This window comes from Nocardiopsis sp. NPDC055551 (assembly GCF_053619415.1).
In genome coordinates this window covers 265,167-281,928 of the sequence record NZ_JBSHJJ010000009.1, presented here as the reverse complement: position 1 = coordinate 281,928, position 16,762 = coordinate 265,167, and the positions used below count along the sequence as shown (strand labels likewise).

17 protein-coding genes are annotated in these 16,762 nt (G+C 68.1%); 8 read left to right on the top strand and 9 right to left on the bottom strand.

Annotated features, from left to right (window positions below; translation table 11 throughout):
• Positions 1-99 precede the first annotated feature (99 nt).
• The 3 genes from ACWGSK_RS18215 to ACWGSK_RS18205 all read right to left on the bottom strand — a co-directional run bounded on the left by ACWGSK_RS18215 (position 100) and on the right by ACWGSK_RS18205 (position 2,294).
• Entirely contained in the window at positions 100-264 is a 165-nt protein-coding gene (locus ACWGSK_RS18215; RefSeq protein WP_358513890.1) for a hypothetical protein, read from the bottom strand.
• A 174-nt stretch (positions 265-438) separates the two neighbouring features.
• On the bottom strand, positions 439-1,092 hold the full coding sequence (locus ACWGSK_RS18210; protein ID WP_358514480.1) for a response regulator transcription factor: 654 nt from the start codon (positions 1,090-1,092) through the stop codon (positions 439-441).
• Positions 1,089-2,294, bottom strand: a complete 1,206-nt coding sequence (locus ACWGSK_RS18205) for a sensor histidine kinase (protein ID WP_452456316.1) — start codon at positions 2,292-2,294, stop codon at positions 1,089-1,091. The genes ACWGSK_RS18210 and ACWGSK_RS18205 overlap by 4 nt, the downstream gene beginning before the upstream one ends.
• Positions 2,295-2,418: 124 nt before the next feature.
• Here ACWGSK_RS18205 and ACWGSK_RS18200 point away from each other — a divergent pair, with 124 nt between their 5' ends.
• Positions 2,419-3,582 (top strand): DUF418 domain-containing protein, encoded by a 1,164-nt coding sequence (locus ACWGSK_RS18200; RefSeq protein ID WP_452456315.1) that lies wholly within the window; start codon positions 2,419-2,421, stop codon positions 3,580-3,582.
• Positions 3,583-3,706: 124 nt separating this feature from the next.
• A complete protein-coding gene (locus ACWGSK_RS18195) occupies positions 3,707-4,099 on the top strand; it encodes a helix-turn-helix domain-containing protein (RefSeq protein WP_358514474.1) in 393 nt (130 codons plus the stop codon).
• A gap of 116 nt (positions 4,100-4,215) precedes the next feature.
• Here the strand turns inward: ACWGSK_RS18195 and ACWGSK_RS18190 are convergent, their stop codons facing one another.
• The 3 genes from ACWGSK_RS18190 to ACWGSK_RS18180 form a co-directional block, all read right to left on the bottom strand.
• Entirely contained in the window at positions 4,216-4,827 is a 612-nt protein-coding gene (locus ACWGSK_RS18190; RefSeq protein ID WP_452456314.1) for an ATP-dependent Clp protease proteolytic subunit, read from the bottom strand.
• Positions 4,824-5,480 carry a ClpP family protease gene (locus tag ACWGSK_RS18185; RefSeq protein WP_452456313.1) on the bottom strand — a complete coding sequence of 219 codons (657 nt, stop codon included), beginning with the start codon at positions 5,478-5,480 and terminating at the stop codon, positions 4,824-4,826. The genes ACWGSK_RS18190 and ACWGSK_RS18185 overlap by 4 nt, the downstream gene beginning before the upstream one ends.
• 232 nt (positions 5,481-5,712) lie before the next feature.
• The gene (locus tag ACWGSK_RS18180) at positions 5,713-6,207 is read right to left on the bottom strand and encodes a MarR family winged helix-turn-helix transcriptional regulator (protein WP_358514468.1); all 495 of its coding nucleotides are present in this window, start codon (positions 6,205-6,207) and stop codon (positions 5,713-5,715) included.
• Positions 6,208-6,458: 251 nt separating this feature from the next.
• Between ACWGSK_RS18180 and ACWGSK_RS18175 the strand changes: the two genes are divergently transcribed.
• The 6 genes from ACWGSK_RS18175 to mnhG are packed head-to-tail and all read left to right on the top strand — an operon-like array spanning position 6,459 to position 13,257.
• A complete protein-coding gene (locus tag ACWGSK_RS18175) occupies positions 6,459-9,431 on the top strand; it encodes a Na+/H+ antiporter subunit A (protein WP_358514482.1) in 2,973 nt (990 codons plus the stop codon).
• Entirely contained in the window at positions 9,428-10,261 is an 834-nt protein-coding gene (locus ACWGSK_RS18170; RefSeq protein ID WP_358514466.1) for a Na(+)/H(+) antiporter subunit C, read from the top strand. The genes ACWGSK_RS18175 and ACWGSK_RS18170 overlap by 4 nt, the downstream gene beginning before the upstream one ends.
• A gap of 2 nt (positions 10,262-10,263) precedes the next feature.
• Positions 10,264-11,922 carry a Na+/H+ antiporter subunit D gene (locus ACWGSK_RS18165; RefSeq protein WP_452456312.1) on the top strand — a complete coding sequence of 553 codons (1,659 nt, stop codon included), beginning with the start codon at positions 10,264-10,266 and terminating at the stop codon, positions 11,920-11,922.
• Complete coding sequence (locus ACWGSK_RS18160) at positions 11,919-12,527, top strand: Na+/H+ antiporter subunit E (protein WP_452456311.1); 609 nt, start codon at positions 11,919-11,921, stop codon at positions 12,525-12,527. Before ACWGSK_RS18165 ends, ACWGSK_RS18160 begins: the two co-directional genes overlap by 4 nt.
• The gene (locus ACWGSK_RS18155; protein ID WP_358514460.1) at positions 12,524-12,856 is read left to right on the top strand and encodes a monovalent cation/H+ antiporter complex subunit F; all 333 of its coding nucleotides are present in this window, start codon (positions 12,524-12,526) and stop codon (positions 12,854-12,856) included. Before ACWGSK_RS18160 ends, ACWGSK_RS18155 begins: the two co-directional genes overlap by 4 nt.
• Entirely contained in the window at positions 12,853-13,257 is a 405-nt protein-coding gene (gene mnhG, locus ACWGSK_RS18150) for a monovalent cation/H(+) antiporter subunit G (protein ID WP_358514458.1), read from the top strand. The genes ACWGSK_RS18155 and mnhG overlap by 4 nt, the downstream gene beginning before the upstream one ends.
• Positions 13,258-13,318: 61 nt before the next feature.
• On the opposite strand, the gene ACWGSK_RS18145 is transcribed toward mnhG, so the two are convergent.
• From ACWGSK_RS18145 to ACWGSK_RS18135, 3 genes are all read right to left on the bottom strand, one after another.
• On the bottom strand, positions 13,319-13,702 hold the full coding sequence (locus ACWGSK_RS18145; RefSeq protein ID WP_358514456.1) for a DUF779 domain-containing protein: 384 nt from the start codon (positions 13,700-13,702) through the stop codon (positions 13,319-13,321).
• Positions 13,702-15,225: an acetaldehyde dehydrogenase ExaC gene (gene exaC / locus ACWGSK_RS18140; RefSeq protein ID WP_358514454.1), complete on the bottom strand. Its 1,524-nt coding sequence runs from the start codon at positions 15,223-15,225 to the stop codon at positions 13,702-13,704. Before exaC ends, ACWGSK_RS18145 begins: the two co-directional genes overlap by 1 nt.
• A 128-nt stretch (positions 15,226-15,353) precedes the next feature.
• Positions 15,354-16,619 (bottom strand): GAF domain-containing protein, encoded by a 1,266-nt coding sequence (locus ACWGSK_RS18135; protein WP_358514452.1) that lies wholly within the window; start codon positions 16,617-16,619, stop codon positions 15,354-15,356.
• Positions 16,620-16,762: the final 143 nt, after the last annotated feature.

Here is a 16,762-nt window from a genome sequence, read left to right as displayed (position 1 = left end):
CCTCGGCACGTGCATATGTTCGGGCATACGAAAGGTGCCGTGTCGAACCCCGCTCGACACGGCACCTCGCTCACGGCCTTGAGCCGTGGCTCCCCGGCCTCAGGCGGCCAGGGTGTGGGAGCGCGGTGTCCGAATCCGCGCCCACAGCCTGCGCAGCCCCGGCCCGCGAGTCTTCACCGAGGCGACGAGACGATCGTGACGGGCCACACGCTCGGCCTCGGCACGGTAGAGGTCGGCGGCCTGGGCGCTGAGGTCGGCGTGCATGGTGATCTCCTCCGGGGTCTGTGCCGGGGCTGTTCTCCCGACTGATTCCAGATTCGCTCTAAGGCCCCCGGCCGCACATCGGAAGAGTGCAGCGGATCCGCCTCTCGGGGATGCCTTAGGTCGAACCGCAGACCGCCTTAGAGATCGTCTCGCCCGGTCGACACGAGGACGTGCTCAGTCGTCCGCCCAGGTGGTCAGTCCATGGCGATAGGCGTAGACGGCCGCCTGCACCCGGCTCTCCAGCCCCAGCTTGGCCAGGATCCGGGTCACATGGACCTTGGCCGTGCCGTGGGTGATGCTCAGCTCCCCGGCGATCCGGGCGTTGCTGCGTCCCTTGGCCACCAGCACCAGCACCTCCCGTTCTCGGGGCGTCAGCTCTTCGACCAGCAGTGGGGGCCTGCGCGGCGAGGTCCTCGCGAAGCGCTTCACCAGGCGCGGTGTGACCCGTGGATCGATCACCCCTTGACCTGAGGCCGCTGCTCGCACCGCCTCCACGTACAGTTCCGGGTCGCTCTCCTTGAGCAAAAAGCCCACCGCCCCCGCTTGAAGAGCCCCGAACAGGTAGTCGTCGGTATCGAAGGTGGTCAGCATGACCGTCGACGGCGAGGGCGAGAGCCCCGATAGCTCCCGGGCCGCCTCGACACCGTCAGTGCCGGGCATCCGGATGTCGGTGAGGACCACGTCCGGGCTCAGTCGGCGCGCCATGGCCACCAACTCCCGGCCGTTGGCCGCCGCGCCCAGCACGTCGATGTCCTCGACCGGCCGGAAGAGCAGCCGCAGCCCCTCGCGGGCGGCCGGCTGGTCGTCGGCGATCAGCAGTCGGATCATTCGTCCCCTCTCACGGGGAGTACGGCCCGCACCCGCCAGCCCCGGCCCGGGCCACTCCCCGCATCCAAGACACCGCCCAGTTCCCCGACACGGTCCCGCATTCCCGCCAGGCCGCGCCCGCCCGATCCCTTGTCCCCCGTCACGCGCCGTCCGTCGTCCTCCACCGTGACCGTCAGCGTGTTCGCCGTGCGGCTCAATTCCACCCGGACCCGCCGTGCCGACGAGTGCCGCAGCACGTTGCCCAGGGACTCCTGGACGATCCGGTACACGTCTACTCCCACCCGCTCCGGCAGCCCCTCCCCGATTCTCTCGGGCATCATCAATTCCACGTGCACTCCCGTGTTCTCCAGAGCCGCCACCAGGGGCGGAAGGTCCGCCGGCCCCATGCCCGAGGCCGATCCGGTGAGCCGGTCCCCGTGTAGGGAGTCCAGCAGTTCGCGCACCTCCCGCACCGCGCGGCCGGACATCTGCGCGACCGACTCCAGCACCGCGACCGCCTCTGGGTCCCTGCCTCCCAAAGCCTGCCGACCACCGACCGCCAACAGCCGGATCGCACTGAGATGGTGACCCGCGATGTCATGCACCTCGCGGGCGATCCGCTCCCTCTCGTGCAGCCGTTCGCGCTCGAACTCGTTGCGCGTCGCGCGCCGGACCCCCTCGGCGCGGTCGGCCCTGAGCCGCCACACGTAGCCCACCAGGACGGACACGAGGATGGGGATCGCGGCCATGGAGAAGTCCACACCGTCCCCGTGCACGGACGCGGCCGGCGCGAAGGGATCCCCCGACCATTCGACCAGCGAGTTGGCGTCGGGGTAGACGACCACCAGGTAGGCGAACCACCACGCGACCGCCACCGGTACCAGCACCGGCACCGCGCCGGGGCGCTGGTGGGCGAGGGTCGCCACGGCGAACACGGCGGCGACAACGGAGCCGTCCTGGCCCACGAGCGCGAACGAGACGAACAGGAGGGATCCGGTGGCCAGAGCCACGGCGGCCGGGAACCGCCGCCGTAGCACCAGGGGAGCACAAGCGAGCAGCACGACCAGGTCGCTGAGCCGCCCCGGGGTGCCGGACTCGACGTTGGGCAGTCCCAGGGCCGCCAGTCCCACCAGTACCGTCACCACGATGTCGCGCACCGGAACGGGGAGCCACCGCCATCGCCGCATCCGCGCGACCACTCCGACACCCGTTCTCGCACCCATCCGTCCATAGTGCGGTACGTGGACGGTGTCCGCGTCCGCCGAAAGGTATACGGCCGGCGGGTGGAAAACGAGCTATGTCCTTTGGCAGATGCCCCGGCGGGCACCCACCCGCGACCATGCGCCCATGCACACGACCACACGCCCCTTCGAACCCGCTCGCATACCTCTTCTGGACGTGCTGCGCGGTTTCGCCATCCTGGGCACCCTCGCCATGAACATCTGGCTCTTCGGCTACCCCCGGACCGGCAGCTTCGGCCCCGTCGCCGAGGGGCTGCAAACCCTGTTCCTCAACGGCAAGTTCTTCGCGATGCTCACCCTGCTGTTCGGCGTGGGCCTGGCCATCCAGTACAGGGCCGCCACGGAGCGCGGTCGCCCTTGGGCGGGCCGACAGCGTCGTCGTGCCTTCCTCCTGCTGATCGAGGGGGCGCTGCACGGCGTCCTCCTCTTCAGCTGGGACATCCTCATGGGCTACGCGCTTACGGCACTCGTGGTGGTCTACGTGCTCGGTCTCTCCGAGCGGACGCGTTCGGCCATCATGTGGTCCGTCCTGGGCCTGCACCTCACCTTCGTGGGCGGGATGACGGCGATAATGCTCCTGTTCTTCCCCATCGTCCACGTGACTGAGCCCCCGGAGTCCACCGAGTCGGGCCGGCTGTACCTGGAAGGAAGCTACGCCGACCAGGTTCTATACCGGATGGCGAACTTTCTGGACGACCGGACGGAGATGATCACCAGTTTCCCGCTGATGGTGTTCCTCTTCTTGTTGGGAGCGCGCCTGTACCGGTCCGGAGCGTTCGGGGCCGACCTGGTCGGTCGGACCATGCGGGCCCGCATGGCGGTCTGGGGACTGGGGTTGGGTCTGCCGCTCAACGCTCTGGCCGTCATCTGGAACGAGCACCTCGCCTTTGCGGGACGTCTCGTCTTCTCCGTGGTGCTGATGCTGGGCTACCTGGGGCTCGTAGGAGTGCTGTTCGACCGGGTACGACGCCCCGGGCCCGTGACGGCCGCTTTGAGCTCGGTGGGCAGGACCGCGCTCAGCTGCTACATCCTCCAGAACATCCTGGCCTCGGTGCTCTTCTACGGCTGGGGAGTCGGTTTGGCCGCTCACGCGCACCACGCGGGCTGGATGGTGGCCGCCTGGGCGGTGATCGCTCTGATTCTGGTGGCGGGTTCTCGCTGGTGGCTGTCGCGATTCTCGCGAGGGCCCATGGAGACCCTGCAGGTCAAGATCTTGGCTCTGGGCACCGAGGGTAGACGCGCCTCCGGCCCTTCCCCCGTCAAGAGGTGAGACCCGCTTCGACGGGGCCGCTCGCTACTTCTGCCGTCCGCATAAGGCCACGGACACCTCTCCCCTTGGAGCGTTCGGCGGCGTAGTGTCGAGAAATCGGAGATCTCGACGGGGGAGGCATCAGATGAGCGAGAGCGTCCTACGCTCCCTGGAACAGGCGCGCAGGGGCCCGTCCCCCGCCGAGTCGACGAGCGAGCCGCTCATGCGCGACCTCATCGGTGATCTGCTGCGTCGCACCCGGGTCGAACAGGGCCGAACCCTGCGCGAGGTCGCCGAGGACGCCCAGGTGTCACTCCCCTACCTGTCCGAGATCGAACGCGGGCGCAAGGAGGCCTCCTCCGAGCTCCTCGCCGCCGTGTACCGGTCACTGGGCCTGAGCATCACCGAGGTGCTCGGCGAGCTGTACCAGCGCACCACGCTGTTCCGCATGGAGCGGGCCGGTTCCCACCAACCCCGCCTGGCCACGGTTCCCACCGCCCCGACCCACCAGGCCCGTGTGCTCTCCCTCGCGGCCTGACCTGCCGTATCCCCCCACACCAGACGGCACCGCGTTTCAGCTCATCCCAAGGCGCGCGGCGCCCGGCGGTGGTTCCGGGGCGCTCTGCCCGGAACCACCGCACCCCCGACCTCGAATCACACCGCGAGAGGTGCGAGCTCCCTCGTCGTGATCACGTTGTCCACCAGCCCGTACTCCTTCGCCTGCTCGGCGGTGAAGATCTTGTCCCGGTCGGTGTCGGCCCTCAACCGCTCCTGGGTCTGGCCGGTGTGCCGGGACAGGATGTCCTCCACCTGCGCCCGAACACGCAGGATCTCCGCCGCCTGGATCTCCAGGTCGGCCGCCTGCCCCTGCCCCTCCGTGGAGGGCTGGTGCAGCAGTACCCGGGAGTGCTCCAGCGCGGAACGCTTGCCGGCCGTCCCCGCCGCCAGGAGCACCGCCGCCGCGGAGGCCGCCTGGCCCATGCACACGGTCGCCACGTCCGCCTTGACGAACCGCATCGTGTCGTAGATGGCGGTCAGCGCGGTGTTCGAGCCCCCGGGCGAGTTGATGTACAGCTGGATCTCGGTCTCGTGGCTCTCATAGTCCAGGTGCAACATCTGAGCCATGATCACGTTGGCGACGTCGTCGTCGATGGGCGTGCCCAGGAAGATGATCCGTTCGGACAACAACCTGCTGAACACGTCGAACGAGCGTTCCCCGTTCGGGGTGCGTTCGACCACCATCGGCACCGTGTAGCGCCCGCTCATCGCTTTCCTCCCCTCGGACCGGCGAACCCGGGCGTGGCACCGCCCAGGCGCATGCCGCCCTCCATCTGGTCGGCGGTCTCCACGACGTGATCGACGAACCCGTACTCCCGTGCCTCCTCGGCGGTGAACCAGGCGTCCCGGTGCTGGTCCTTGGCGATGGTCTCCTCGCTCTTGCCCGTGTGTTGGGCGATGAGCCGCACCATGGTGCTCTTGGTGTGCGCGAGGTTCTCGGCCTGGATGGCGATGTCCGCGGCGGTCCCGCCCAGCCCACCGGAGGGCTGGTGCATCATGATCCGCGCGTGCGGCATGCTGTACCGCTTGCCCGGAGCCCCGGTGCAGGCCAGGAACTGCCCCATGCTGGCGGCGAACCCCATGACCAGGGTGGAAACGTCGTTGGGCACGAAGTTCATGGTGTCGTAGATGGCCAGGCCGGCACTGATCACTCCGCCGGGGCTGTTGATCGCCAGGGTGATGTCCCTGTGCGGATCCTCGTCGGCCAGCAACAGGATCTGCGCGCACACACGGTTGGCGCTCTCCTCGTCGACCTGGGTCCCCAACAGCACGATCCGGCTGCGCAGCAGGCGCGCGGCCAGTTGGTCGTCAAACCCACCACCGGGCGCGTACTCGGTGACGAGCGTGGGTCGTATCGGCATCGGTCCTCCTCATCGCCGGTGTTCGTACCGGTGATCCCAGCCTGCGCCGGGCGGGACCTCGACCGCCACGATTTCGCCCGGGAGCAGATCTGCCAACGGCAGAGCCACCCCCGGCCCACCCCCGAACATGACGAAAGGCCCCGGGTGGGGGCCTTGGAGATGCTCGGACTCGGGGCCTGGGAGTCCTTGGCGGCGGGGGGTGGAGGGAGGGAAGGGGGATGAGGTTCGTCGATCAGGTGTCGTCTATGGCGGCGCGCAGGTCACGGAGAACGTCGAGCACCAAAGGCCGAAGGGAGGGCCTTATGGCGTCGAAGACCTGCTTCTGTTTTCGCTCCAGGTGCTTGCGGCGCTCGGCGAGGACTCGTTCGCCCTCCGCCGTGATGGTGACCACCGTGCTGCGTTCGTCACGCTCGGACCGGCGTCGGGCCACCATGCCCTTGCGTTCCAGCTGTTGGATCATCCGAGTGGCGGAGGGTGAGGAAACACCCACGATGTGAGCAACCGCACCGACACTCGGATTGTCCATCCCGCGCACCGCCTCCATCAGGAGCGATTGTGTCAGTGTGATCTCCTCCGCACCACGATGCCCATGCCCGCCCCGAGAGCGGGCGTGTAGCGCCGCGTTGATGAGTTCGGTCCAGACGCGCTGGAACTCTTCGAGTTCAGCCGCGTTCGGATGATCGCATTCCTGCTGCTCAGAACAGGAATCGGGGGTCTCTTCGAGCAAGAAACGGTCCTCGCTGGATGGGCTCTGCACACGGGTCCCCGACCCGCGCGGTGGTTTGACGTATGTGTAGTCTAGCTATTAAATAGCTTGCGCACGCAAGTTCAAGTAGATCCATGCCCCACCAAAACGGAAACGACACTCCCGTCCCCTGATCTGTTCCTGGACGGTCTCGTTCTCCACCGGGGTGGTGGACGTCCGCCCGGGCACGTCGGGCGGGCCCGGACCGGTCCGGGAGGGGCGCATTGACGACAGTGCTGGTCGCGCATTTCATAACAGCTGCGGTCGCGCCCTTAGTGATACGCCAGTGGGGCCGTAACGGTTTCTACGCGCTCGCGATCGTCCCCGGCCTGGCGACCGTGTGGACCCTGTTCCAGCTCCCGACCATCCTCAACGGCGGCACGCTGTCGGAGTCGGTGGAGTGGGCCCCCGAGTTCTCCCTCCGGCTCGGCACGCACATGGACGCCCTCGGTCTGGTCATGACGCTCATCGCCGCGGGCGTGGGCACCCTGATCCTGGCCTACTGTGCGCGCTACTTCAGTGACTCCGACGAAGGTCTACCGCGCTTCGCGGGCGTGTTCGTCGCGTTCGCCGGCGCGATGCTGGGCCTCGTCCTCGCCGACGACCTCATCCAGCTCTTCATCTACTGGGAGCTGACCACGGTCTTCTCCTACCTCCTCGTCGGTCACAAGGCCGAGTCGAAGGACAGTAGACGGGCGGCGATGACGGCCCTGGTCGTCACCACGTTCGGCGGCCTGGCGATGCTGGTCGGCATGATCATGCTCGGCGAGACCGCCGGGACCTACGTGATCTCCGAGATCGTCGCGGACCCGCCCACGGGCGGAGCGCTGGTCAACTCGGCGCTCGTGCTGATCATGGTCGGCGCGATGTCCAAGTCGGCGTTGTTCCCCTTCAGCCTGTGGCTGCCCGCGGCCATGCAGGCGCCCACACCGGTCTCCGGTTACCTGCACGCCGCGGCTATGGTCAAGGCCGGTGTCTACCTGGTCGCCCGTCTCACGCCCGCCTTCGGCGACGTGGCCGTGTGGACGACGATGGCGCTGTTCTTCGGTGTCATCACCATGATCTTCGGCGGGTGGAAGGCGCTACGCCAGTTCGACCTCAAGCTCGTCCTGGCCTACGGCACCATCAGCCAGCTCGGTTTCCTCATCGCCCTGCTCGGCACCGGGACCCGCGCCGGCGCCCTCGCCGGTATCGCGATGCTGGTGGCGCACTCCCTCTTCAAAGCTCCCCTGTTCCTCATCGTCGGCATCATCGACCACAGCACGGGAACCCGGGACCTGCGCGAGCTCTCCGGCCTGCGCAAGTCCATGCCGGCCACCTTCTGGACCACGATCGTGGCACTGGCCTCGATGTCCGGTCTGCCGCCCACCGCCGGGTTCGTCGCCAAGGAACTCGCCTTCGGGGCCTATACCGAGGGCGGTGGCGTCGACACCCTGGTCCTGGTCGGCCTGGTCCTGGGATCCACCCTCACCGTGGCCTACAGCCTCCGCTTCCTCTGGGGTGCCTTCCTCGACAAGGAGGGTGTGCAGCCCAACGAGGTCCACTCCCCCGGCCCGCTCTTCCTCGCGCCCGCGGTGGTCCTCGCCGCGCTGAGCCTGATCGGCGGAATCGTCTCCGGGAGGATCGACCGACTCTTCGCCACCTACGCGGACACCGTCCCCCTGGGACCGAGCGAGGAGTACCCCACCTACCTGGCCCTGTGGCACGGCTGGGAACTGCCGCTGCTGCTGTCGGCGGTCTGCGTCGTCGGCGGTCTGGTGCTGTTCTACTTCCGCCACCGGGTCGCCTGGCTCGGCAACCGGCTGGCCTACGTCAACCCCGAGCGCAACTACCGGCGGATGATGGCCGGCCTGGAGACCCTGGCGTTGCAGGTCACCGGTAGCACCCAGCGAGGTTCGCTCCCGGTCTACCTCGGCACCATCCTGGTGTTCCTGGTGGTCACCGCCGGAATCCCGATGATCACGGGACGCCTGTGGGAGGGCGACTACCCGACGCTGCGCGTGTGGGACACCCCGGTGCAGGTCATCCCCGCCCTGATCATCGTGATCACCTGCCTGATGATCCTGTTCGTGCGACGCCGCCTCTTCGCGGTGATCCTCGTCGGCATCGGCGGTTACGGCGTGGGCGCCCTGTTCTACCTGCAGGGCGCGCCCGACATCGCGCTCACCCAGTTCCTCGTCGAGACCGTCAGCCTGGTGGTCTTCGTCCTCGTGCTGCGCCGCTTCCCGTCCCACTTCTCGGCACCCGCGCTCAAGGGCCGCCGGATCTGGAACATGGTGATCGGCGTCGCCACCGGCCTGCTCGTGTCGGCCATGACGTGGTTCGCCCTGGCCGGTCGACAGGAACCCTCCATCGCGGTGGGCGGACCCGACGGGCCCTCCTACGTGGAGGCGGCGGAGGAGGCCGGCGGGGACAACCTCATCTCCGTGCTGCTGGTCGACGTCCGCGCCTGGGACACCATGGGCGAGATCTCGGTGCTGGCCGCCGCCGCCGCGGGTGTGGCCAGCCTGATGTTCGTGCGTCGCCGGGCCCAGCCCCGAAAGGCCCCCGGTGGCGTGATGGCCCTGTCCGTCACCCAGCCGCCCACACCCACCGACGGACACGACCGGCTGGACCTGAGCAACCTGAAGGTCGCACCGCGGAACATGCACGTCAAGCCCCAGTGGAACCGTGCCTGGCTGCCAGGGGCGGAGGCGATGCCCACCGAACGCAGGTCGATCATCTTCGAGGTGGTCTCGCGCTTCCTCTTCCCGGTGATCATGGTGATCTCGGTGTACCTGCTGCTGACCGGGCACACCGACCTCGGCGGTGGTTTCGCCGGTGGCATCGTGGCGGGCCTCGCGTTCATCGTCCGCTACCTCGCGGGTGGTCGCTTCGAGCTGTACGCCACCGCGTGGGTGCAGCCGGGCGCTCTGATCGGTGCCGGTCTGGCGCTGGCGACGGGCACGGCGATCGGCGGGGCGATCTTCCTCGACGACGTGCTCGCCGGGGCGGACTACTACCTGAACTTCGGGATTCTCGGCGAAGCGCACGTCACGGTCTCGATGCTGTTCGACATCGGCGTGTACCTGCTGGTCATCGGACTGATCCTGGACATCCTGCGCAGTCTCGGCGCCCGCATCGACGAACAGATCGAACGAGACGCCGCGCACTCGGAGGCCATCGATCCGGGTACCTCCGCACGAACCGAGGAGGCCACCTCGTGAACGAGTCGCCAAGCCTGACACTCGTCATCGTCGTGGGCGTCCTCGTCGCGGTCGGCGTCGTGCTCATGTTGGAGCGCAGCCTCACCCGTGTGCTGCTGGGCTTCATCGTGTTCAGCAACGGCGTGAACCTGATGATCCTGGCGATGGCCGGAGAACCGGGCGGTCCTCCGATCCGGTGGTTCACCGACGACGTCAACGAGATGACCGACCCGCTACCACAGGCGATGATCCTGACGGCCATCGTCATCACCCTCGGCATCACCGCGTTCCTGTTGGCGTTGGCCTACCGGAGCTGGCAGTTGGAGGGCAACGACGAGGTCCAGGACGACGCCGAGGACCTCCGTATCGTGCAGGGCGAGGGCCGGCGCGCCGTGCGTCAGCGCTTCCTACAGGAACGTCGCCGGCTGCGCGCGGACATCCGCAGGCAGCGGGCCGAGCTCCAGGCCACCATCGCCGCGGCCGACGCCCAAGAGCTGGCCGAACAGGCCCGCATCAAGGCGGAGATCGCGGCCGCCCAGGCCGAGCTCGCCAGGTTCGAGGTCGAGGCCGAGGACGGCGACATCGACGAGCAGTCCCAGGAGACCATGCGTCGTCTGACCCACCGTCGGCAGAGCATGGTCAACCAGGTGACGGAACTGCGCGGCCGGATCCGCATGGGGCGCAAGCGACTGCGGGAGCACAGGCGCGCCGACCGCGCCGCCGAACGCGAGCTGTGGCGCGAGCTGCGCCGCCGCATCCGTTCGCAGCGGCGTCAGGCACGTCAGACCATGCGGGCCGAGCGTGAACGCTTGGCCCGCGCGGAGGACAGCGACCTGCAAGGGAACGACTGACCATGGAATGGGACTACCTCGCCGGAATCCTGCACTACCTCGTTCCCCTGCCGGTGGTGTTGCCGCTCTTCGCGGCCGGTGTCAAGCTCGCGATGGGTATCCGCTGGCCCCGTGTCCAGCAGTGGTTGAGCGTCATCGCGTTGACGCTGGTCCTGCTGATCGGTGCCGCGCTGATGGTGGGCGCCGACATGTTCGGCCCCCAAGCCGTCCAGGTGGGCGGTTGGGAGACCCCGATCGGCATCACGCTGGTGGCCGACCGGTTGTCCGCGCTGTTGGTGACGGTCTCCGCGGCCATCACCCTCGCCGTGCTGATCTACTCGATCGGTCAGGGCATGGCGGGCAAGGGTGAGGTCGCGCCGCTCTCGGTGTACCAGCCGACCTACCTGATCCTGGTGGCCGGTGTCTCCAACGCCTTCCTCGCCGGTGACCTGTTCAACCTGTACGTCGGCTTCGAGATCCTGCTGACCGCCAGCTACGTGCTACTGACGCTCGGCGGTACACAGTCACGGATGCGGGCGGGCGCCATCTACGTGGTGGTGTCGCTGGTCTCGTCGGTGCTGTTCCTGATCGGCATCGCGCTGGTCTTCGGCGCGACCGGCACCGTGAACATGGCGCAGCTGGGCGAGCGACTGCCCGAGATCTCCTCGGAGTTGGCGCTGGTCCTGCAGGTCATCCTGTTGGTCGCCTTCGGCATCAAGGCCGCCGTCTTCCCGCTGGCCGCGTGGCTGCCGGACTCCTATCCCACCGCGCCGGCCCCGGTCACCGCGGTGTTCGCGGGTCTGCTCACCAAGGTGGGCGTGTACGCGATCATCCGGACGCAGACCCTGTTCTTCCCCGGCGAGCAACTCAACGACGCCCTGATGTGGGTGGCCCTGGCGACGATGATCCTGGGCATCCTGGGCGCGGTGGCGCAGACCGACATCAAACGTCTGTTGTCGTTCACCTTGATCAGCCATATCGGCTACATGGTGTTCGGTGTGGCGCTCGGCAGTCAGTTGGGGATGGCGGGCGCCGTGTACTACATCGCCCACCACATCACCGTTCAGACCACGTTGTTCCTGGTGACGGGGTTGATCGAGCGAAGGGGCGGGTCGACGTCGCTGGACCACCTGGGTGGTCTGGCGAAGATGGCGCCGTTCCTGGCCATCCTGTTCTTCATCCCGGCGATGAACCTGGGCGGCATCCCGCCGCTGTCGGGCTTCCTCGGCAAGATCGGGCTGATGCAGGCCGGTGTGGACGCGGGCACCCCGCTGGCGTACACACTGGTCGGTACCTCGGTGCTCACCAGCCTGCTGACGCTGTACGTCATCGCGCGGGTGTGGAACTACGCGTTCTGGCGCACCCCGTCCGAGGGCATGGTCGCCGAGCCCGGCACGATCCTGGAGGACACCGAGGAGGAGGACGACTCCACCGCGGCCCTGGGCCCGGGTGAGGCCGTCGGTCCGAGCTCCCGGCTGAGCGACACCTCGACCGCGGCCACCCCGGTGGTGACCTCGGTGGTCCTGCCCAAGAGCATGGTGGGCGCCACGATCGGCCTGGTCGCCTTCGGTCTGGCCATGACCGTATTCGCCGGACCGCTCATCGGCTACTCGTCGGACGCCGCGACCGACCTGCAGGAACGTACGCCCTACATCGAGGCGGTCCTCGGAGGGTCCCGATGAACGCTCTACAGATCAAGAAGAAGATCGGTGCGCGCGCTCTGCGCAGCCGCATCGGCAAGGTGCAGATCCCCGTCGCCCTCGGGATGACCGTGGTCTGGATGCTGCTGTTCGACGCCTTCCGGCTGCGCCCGGAGACGTTGGGCATCGCCGTCCTGGGTTTCGGGGTGTCGGTGCTCATCATGATGGTCTTCCCACTACCGCCGATCGTTCCGGGCTTCCGGTTCTGGCCGTTGCGGGGGCCCTACATGGTCCTGTACATCCTGGGTCAGATGTTCGTCGCCAGCGTCGAGGTGAGCTCCTGGGTGCTCCGTCCCGGGCCGCCGAAGAGCTCGGTGGTGGCGGTGCGCATGCGCACCGAATCCGACCTGATCATGGTGTGCGTGGCCATCGCCACCTCGATCATCCCGGGCAGTGTGATCGTGGAGGCCTCCCAGCCCGAACGCATCCTGTACGTGCACGTGCTGGGCGCGCAGAACGAAGAGGAGGCGGCCGAGGCGAAGAGGGGCATCCACGTACTGGAGGAACGCATCGCCCGCGGAATCGGCACCCGGGAGAACATCGCCGAGCTGGAGGCCGCCCTGGCCACCGAGCGGAGGAACACGTGAACATCCTGTGGACCGTCATCGCCCTCCTACTCGGTGTGGCCGCGCTGCTGGGCATGATCCGGCTCCTGCTGGGGCCGAGCATCCTCGACCGGGCACTGTCCGTCGACGCACTGTTGGCCTTCGCCGTGACCGGCCTGGGCGCCTACGCGGCGTTCAACCGCGACCCCACGGTGCTGCCCACCTTGTTGGTGCTGTCCCTCCTGGGTTTCGTGGGATCGGTCAGCGTCGCCAAGTTCGTCGCCCGCCGTACCCAGGAGGACGACGACGATGAGCAGATCGTGCTCCCCGTCGTCGAGAACACGGTCGAAGAGGAGGGGAAGAGGTCATGAGCGATCAGGTCGTCCAGATCCTGGACTGGGCCGGAATCCTGTGCATCCTGGCCGGGGCGCTGCTGTCCTTCGTCGCCGGCATCGGCCTGGTCCGCTTCCCCGACCTGTTGTCCCGCATGCACGCGGCCTCCAAACCCCAGGTGTTGGGGTTGCTGCTGGTGTTGGTGGGGATCGGGTTCCGACTCCTTCCCGCGGAGGAGACCGGCGTCTTCAGCCTCGGCACGCTGTTCCTGGTGGGACTGTTCCAGGTGGTGACGGTACCGGTGGCCGGTCACATCGTGGCCCGGGTGGGGTACCGGACCGGTCGGATCCGCCACGACCTGGTGAGCACCGACGAGCTGGCCGAGCGACTGGCCACCCGACGCTCCGCCCCCGACACCTCCGAGGACACGGTTTCCTAGGATTCACGCAGGCATGACCGGGGCCGGTCGGGTCCCCTCCTCCCGACCGGCCCCGGTTCTCTTATTCGGTAGTGGTCTCCGCGTCCAGTCGAATCGCCTCCTCGTCGCTCATCAATCGGGACCGGATCAGGAATCGCTGTCCGGTCGGGGCCTCCACGGAGAACCCCGATCCCCGGCCGGGAACGACGTCGATGGTCAGGTGGGTGTGGCTCCACAGCTCGAACTGCGAGCGGGACATCCACACCGGCACCGGCTCCGGCAGCCCCACGTCCAGGTCTCCGAGGTGCACGTCGGAGGCTCCGGTACGGAACTCCCCCAGCGGATAGCACATCGGTGAACTGCCGTCACAGCAGCCGCCGGACTGGTGGAACATCAGCGGACCATGGTCGGCGGTCAGTTCCCGCAGCAGGGTCGCCGCGGGGTCGGTTACCGCCACCCGTTCCATCAGAAGAACCCCATCGCCTGGTCCGAGTAGCTGACCAGCAGGTTCTTGGTCTGCTGGTAGTGGTCGAGCATCATCTTGTGGTTCTCGCGCCCGATCCCCGACTGCTTGTAGCCACCGAAGGCGGCGTGCGCCGGGTAGGCGTGGTAGTTGTTCACCCACACACGACCGGCCTGGATGTCGCGACCGGCCCGGTAGGCGGTGTTGCCGTTGCGCGACCACACGCCCGAGCCGAGCCCGTACAGGGTGTCGTTGGCGATCTTGATGGCGTCGGCGTAGTCGTCGAACCGGGCCACGGAGACCACGGGGCCGAAGATCTCCTCCTGGAAGATGCGCATGTTGTTCTGGCCCTCGAAGACCGTGGGGGTGACGTAGTAACCGCCCGCCAGGTCGCCCTCCATCTCGGCCCGGCCGCCACCGGTGAGCACCTTGGCGCCCTCCTGACGGCCGATGTCGATGTAGGACAGGATCTTCTCCAGCTGATCGTTACTGGCCTGGGCGCCCATCATGGTGTCGGTGTCCAGCGGGTTGCCCTGCTTGATCCGACCCACCCGCTCCAGGGCGTCGGACATGAACCCGTCGTAGATGGAGTCCTGGATCAGCGCACGGGACGGACAGGTGCACACCTCGCCCTGGTTGAGGGCGAACATCGTGAAGCCCTCCAGCGTCTTGTCGTAGAACGCGTCGCGCTCGGCGGCCACGTCCTCGAAGAAGATGTTGGGGCTCTTGCCACCCAGCTCCAGGGTGACCGGGATGAGGTTCTCCGACGCGTACTGCATGATCAGCCGACCCGTGGTGGTCTCACCGGTGAAGGCGACCTTGCGCACGCGCGGGTTCGAGGCCAGCGGCTTGCCCGCCTCCACGCCGAAGCCGTTGACGACGTTGAGCACGCCCGGCGGCAGCAGGTCACCGATGATGTCCATCAGGAGCAGGATGGACGCGGGCGTCTGTTCGGCGGGTTTGAGGACGATGGCGTTGCCGGCCGCAAGGGCCGGGGCGAGCTTCCAGACCGCCATGAGGATCGGGAAGTTCCAGGGGATGATCTGACCGACCACACCCAGCGGTTCCTGGAAGTGGTAGGCGACGGTGTCGCCGTCGATCTGGGAGCTGTGGCCCTCCTGGGCCCGGACCGCGCCGGCGAAGTAGCGGAAGTGGTCGATGGCCAGCGGTATGTCGGCGGCCAGGCACTCACGGACCGCCTTGCCGTTCTCCCAGGACTCGGCGACCGCGATCCGTTCGAGGTTCTCCTCCATGCGGTCGGCGATCTTGTTGAGGATCAACGCGCGTTCGGCCGCGCTGGTGCGGCCCCACGCGGGCGCGGCTCCGTGCGCGGCGTCGAGGGCGAGTTCGATGTCGTCGGCACCACTCTGGGCCACCTCGGTGAAGGTGCGCCCGGTGATCGGGGTGGGGTTCTCGAAGTAGCGTCCCTTGACCGGCTTGACCCACTCGCCTCCGATCCAGTTGTCGTAACGCGGCGCGTACTGAACGACGCTGCCGGCCTCACCGGGGGGAGCGTAGATCGCCATGGGTGTGCCTCCTTCGACGTGGGAGCGCCGGTGGTCGCCGCCCCGGCGCGGAATTCCCAGGGACGGTCGAGTGTGACGCTAGTTACGTCGAGGTTGCGACCACGTTGCAACGGTGCGCCGACCCGCCTTCAGTAGCCCGACCTGCGCAGACGAACCCGGAGTGTGGCGTGCCGGGGCGACCCCGGGTCGGTGGCGCGCAACGCGGCGTCGAGCACCCGAGGATCCTCCCGCCACTCCGGCTGTTCCGACCACACCAGCAGGGTCCACGGGTCGGCGTGCGTGGCGAGCACCTCGCACACCTCCGCCTGGAGTTCGTCGCGTTCCTCCACCACGCCCGGTGCCTCCGAACGCGGCAGCACGTGCCCCTCGTAGACGTTGACGGCCTGGCGATAGTCGCCCTTCCCCAGGTGTTCGCGCACCTCGTCCAGGTCGGTGCGTACCGGCCGGAGCAGCCGGTAGGGGCGGGAGGCGAGCAGGTCTTTGCCCAGCAGACGGCGCATCCTCGACATCTCCGCCCGAATCGTCACCGGGGAGGTGTCGCGTTCGTTCAGCAGGACGCCGAGGGCATCACCGGTCAGACCCCGTGGGTGGCGCGTCAACAGCAGGAGGATCTCGGAGTGACGGGTACTGAGCTCGACGGAGCGACCGTCCACTTCGAGGAGCCCCTGGTCACGGCCGAGCACCCGGAACCGGGCCGGGGCGCGCGGGTCACGTGGAGTAGGTAGCAGCCCGCTGAGTCGACGGGCCCGGATCTCCATCTCGGCTGCGGCCGCCGCGGCTCGGACCAGTGCCAACGCCTGCGGCGAGGCCAGGTGGTCGCCGCCGGTGAGGTCCAGGACTCCCAGGAGCCCGCCGGTGTCGGGGTCGTGCAGGGGCGCGGCGGAACAGCTCCAGTGCTGTACTCCCCGACTGAAGTGCTCGCTGGCGAAGACCTGCACCTCGTGGTCCAGGGCCAGGGCGACCCCGGGGGCGTTGGTGCCGGCCGAACGTTCGTGCCAGTTCGCGCCCGGCATGAAGTGCATGTCCTCGGCCCGGGTACGCAGCCCGTAGTCGCCCTCCACCCACAGCAGGCGCCCGGACACGTCGCCGACCGCGAGGATCTGTGGTCCCGGGGCGCCTTCGAGCAGCAGCCGTCGCAGCAACGGCATGGTGGCGGCGAGCGGGTGCGCGTCGCGCTGGTCGTCCAAGGCGGGTCCGGTGACTTCGAGCCGGGGAAGCGTCCGGTCCGGATCGACCCCGTGCCGGGCGCTGCGCCGCCAGGAGTCACCGACCACCGAGCGCACGCGCCCGCTGAGTCGGCCGGAGTCGGTGAAGCGTTCGTGCGCGACGGCCACGTCCCGGCGCACGCTGTCCGGATCGGTCTCCCATGACCACGCGTTCCATGCCCTGGACATCGGTGGATCCCTCCGTCGCGGTGGCTGCGCTCCCAGCGTCCATTCGCCTCTGGACCCTGATTGAATCCCCAGGTGAGGGTCTTGACAAGGGGTTCACCGGAACTACTGAAGAGTTGCCCCACTCACGACATGTATGTACCCGC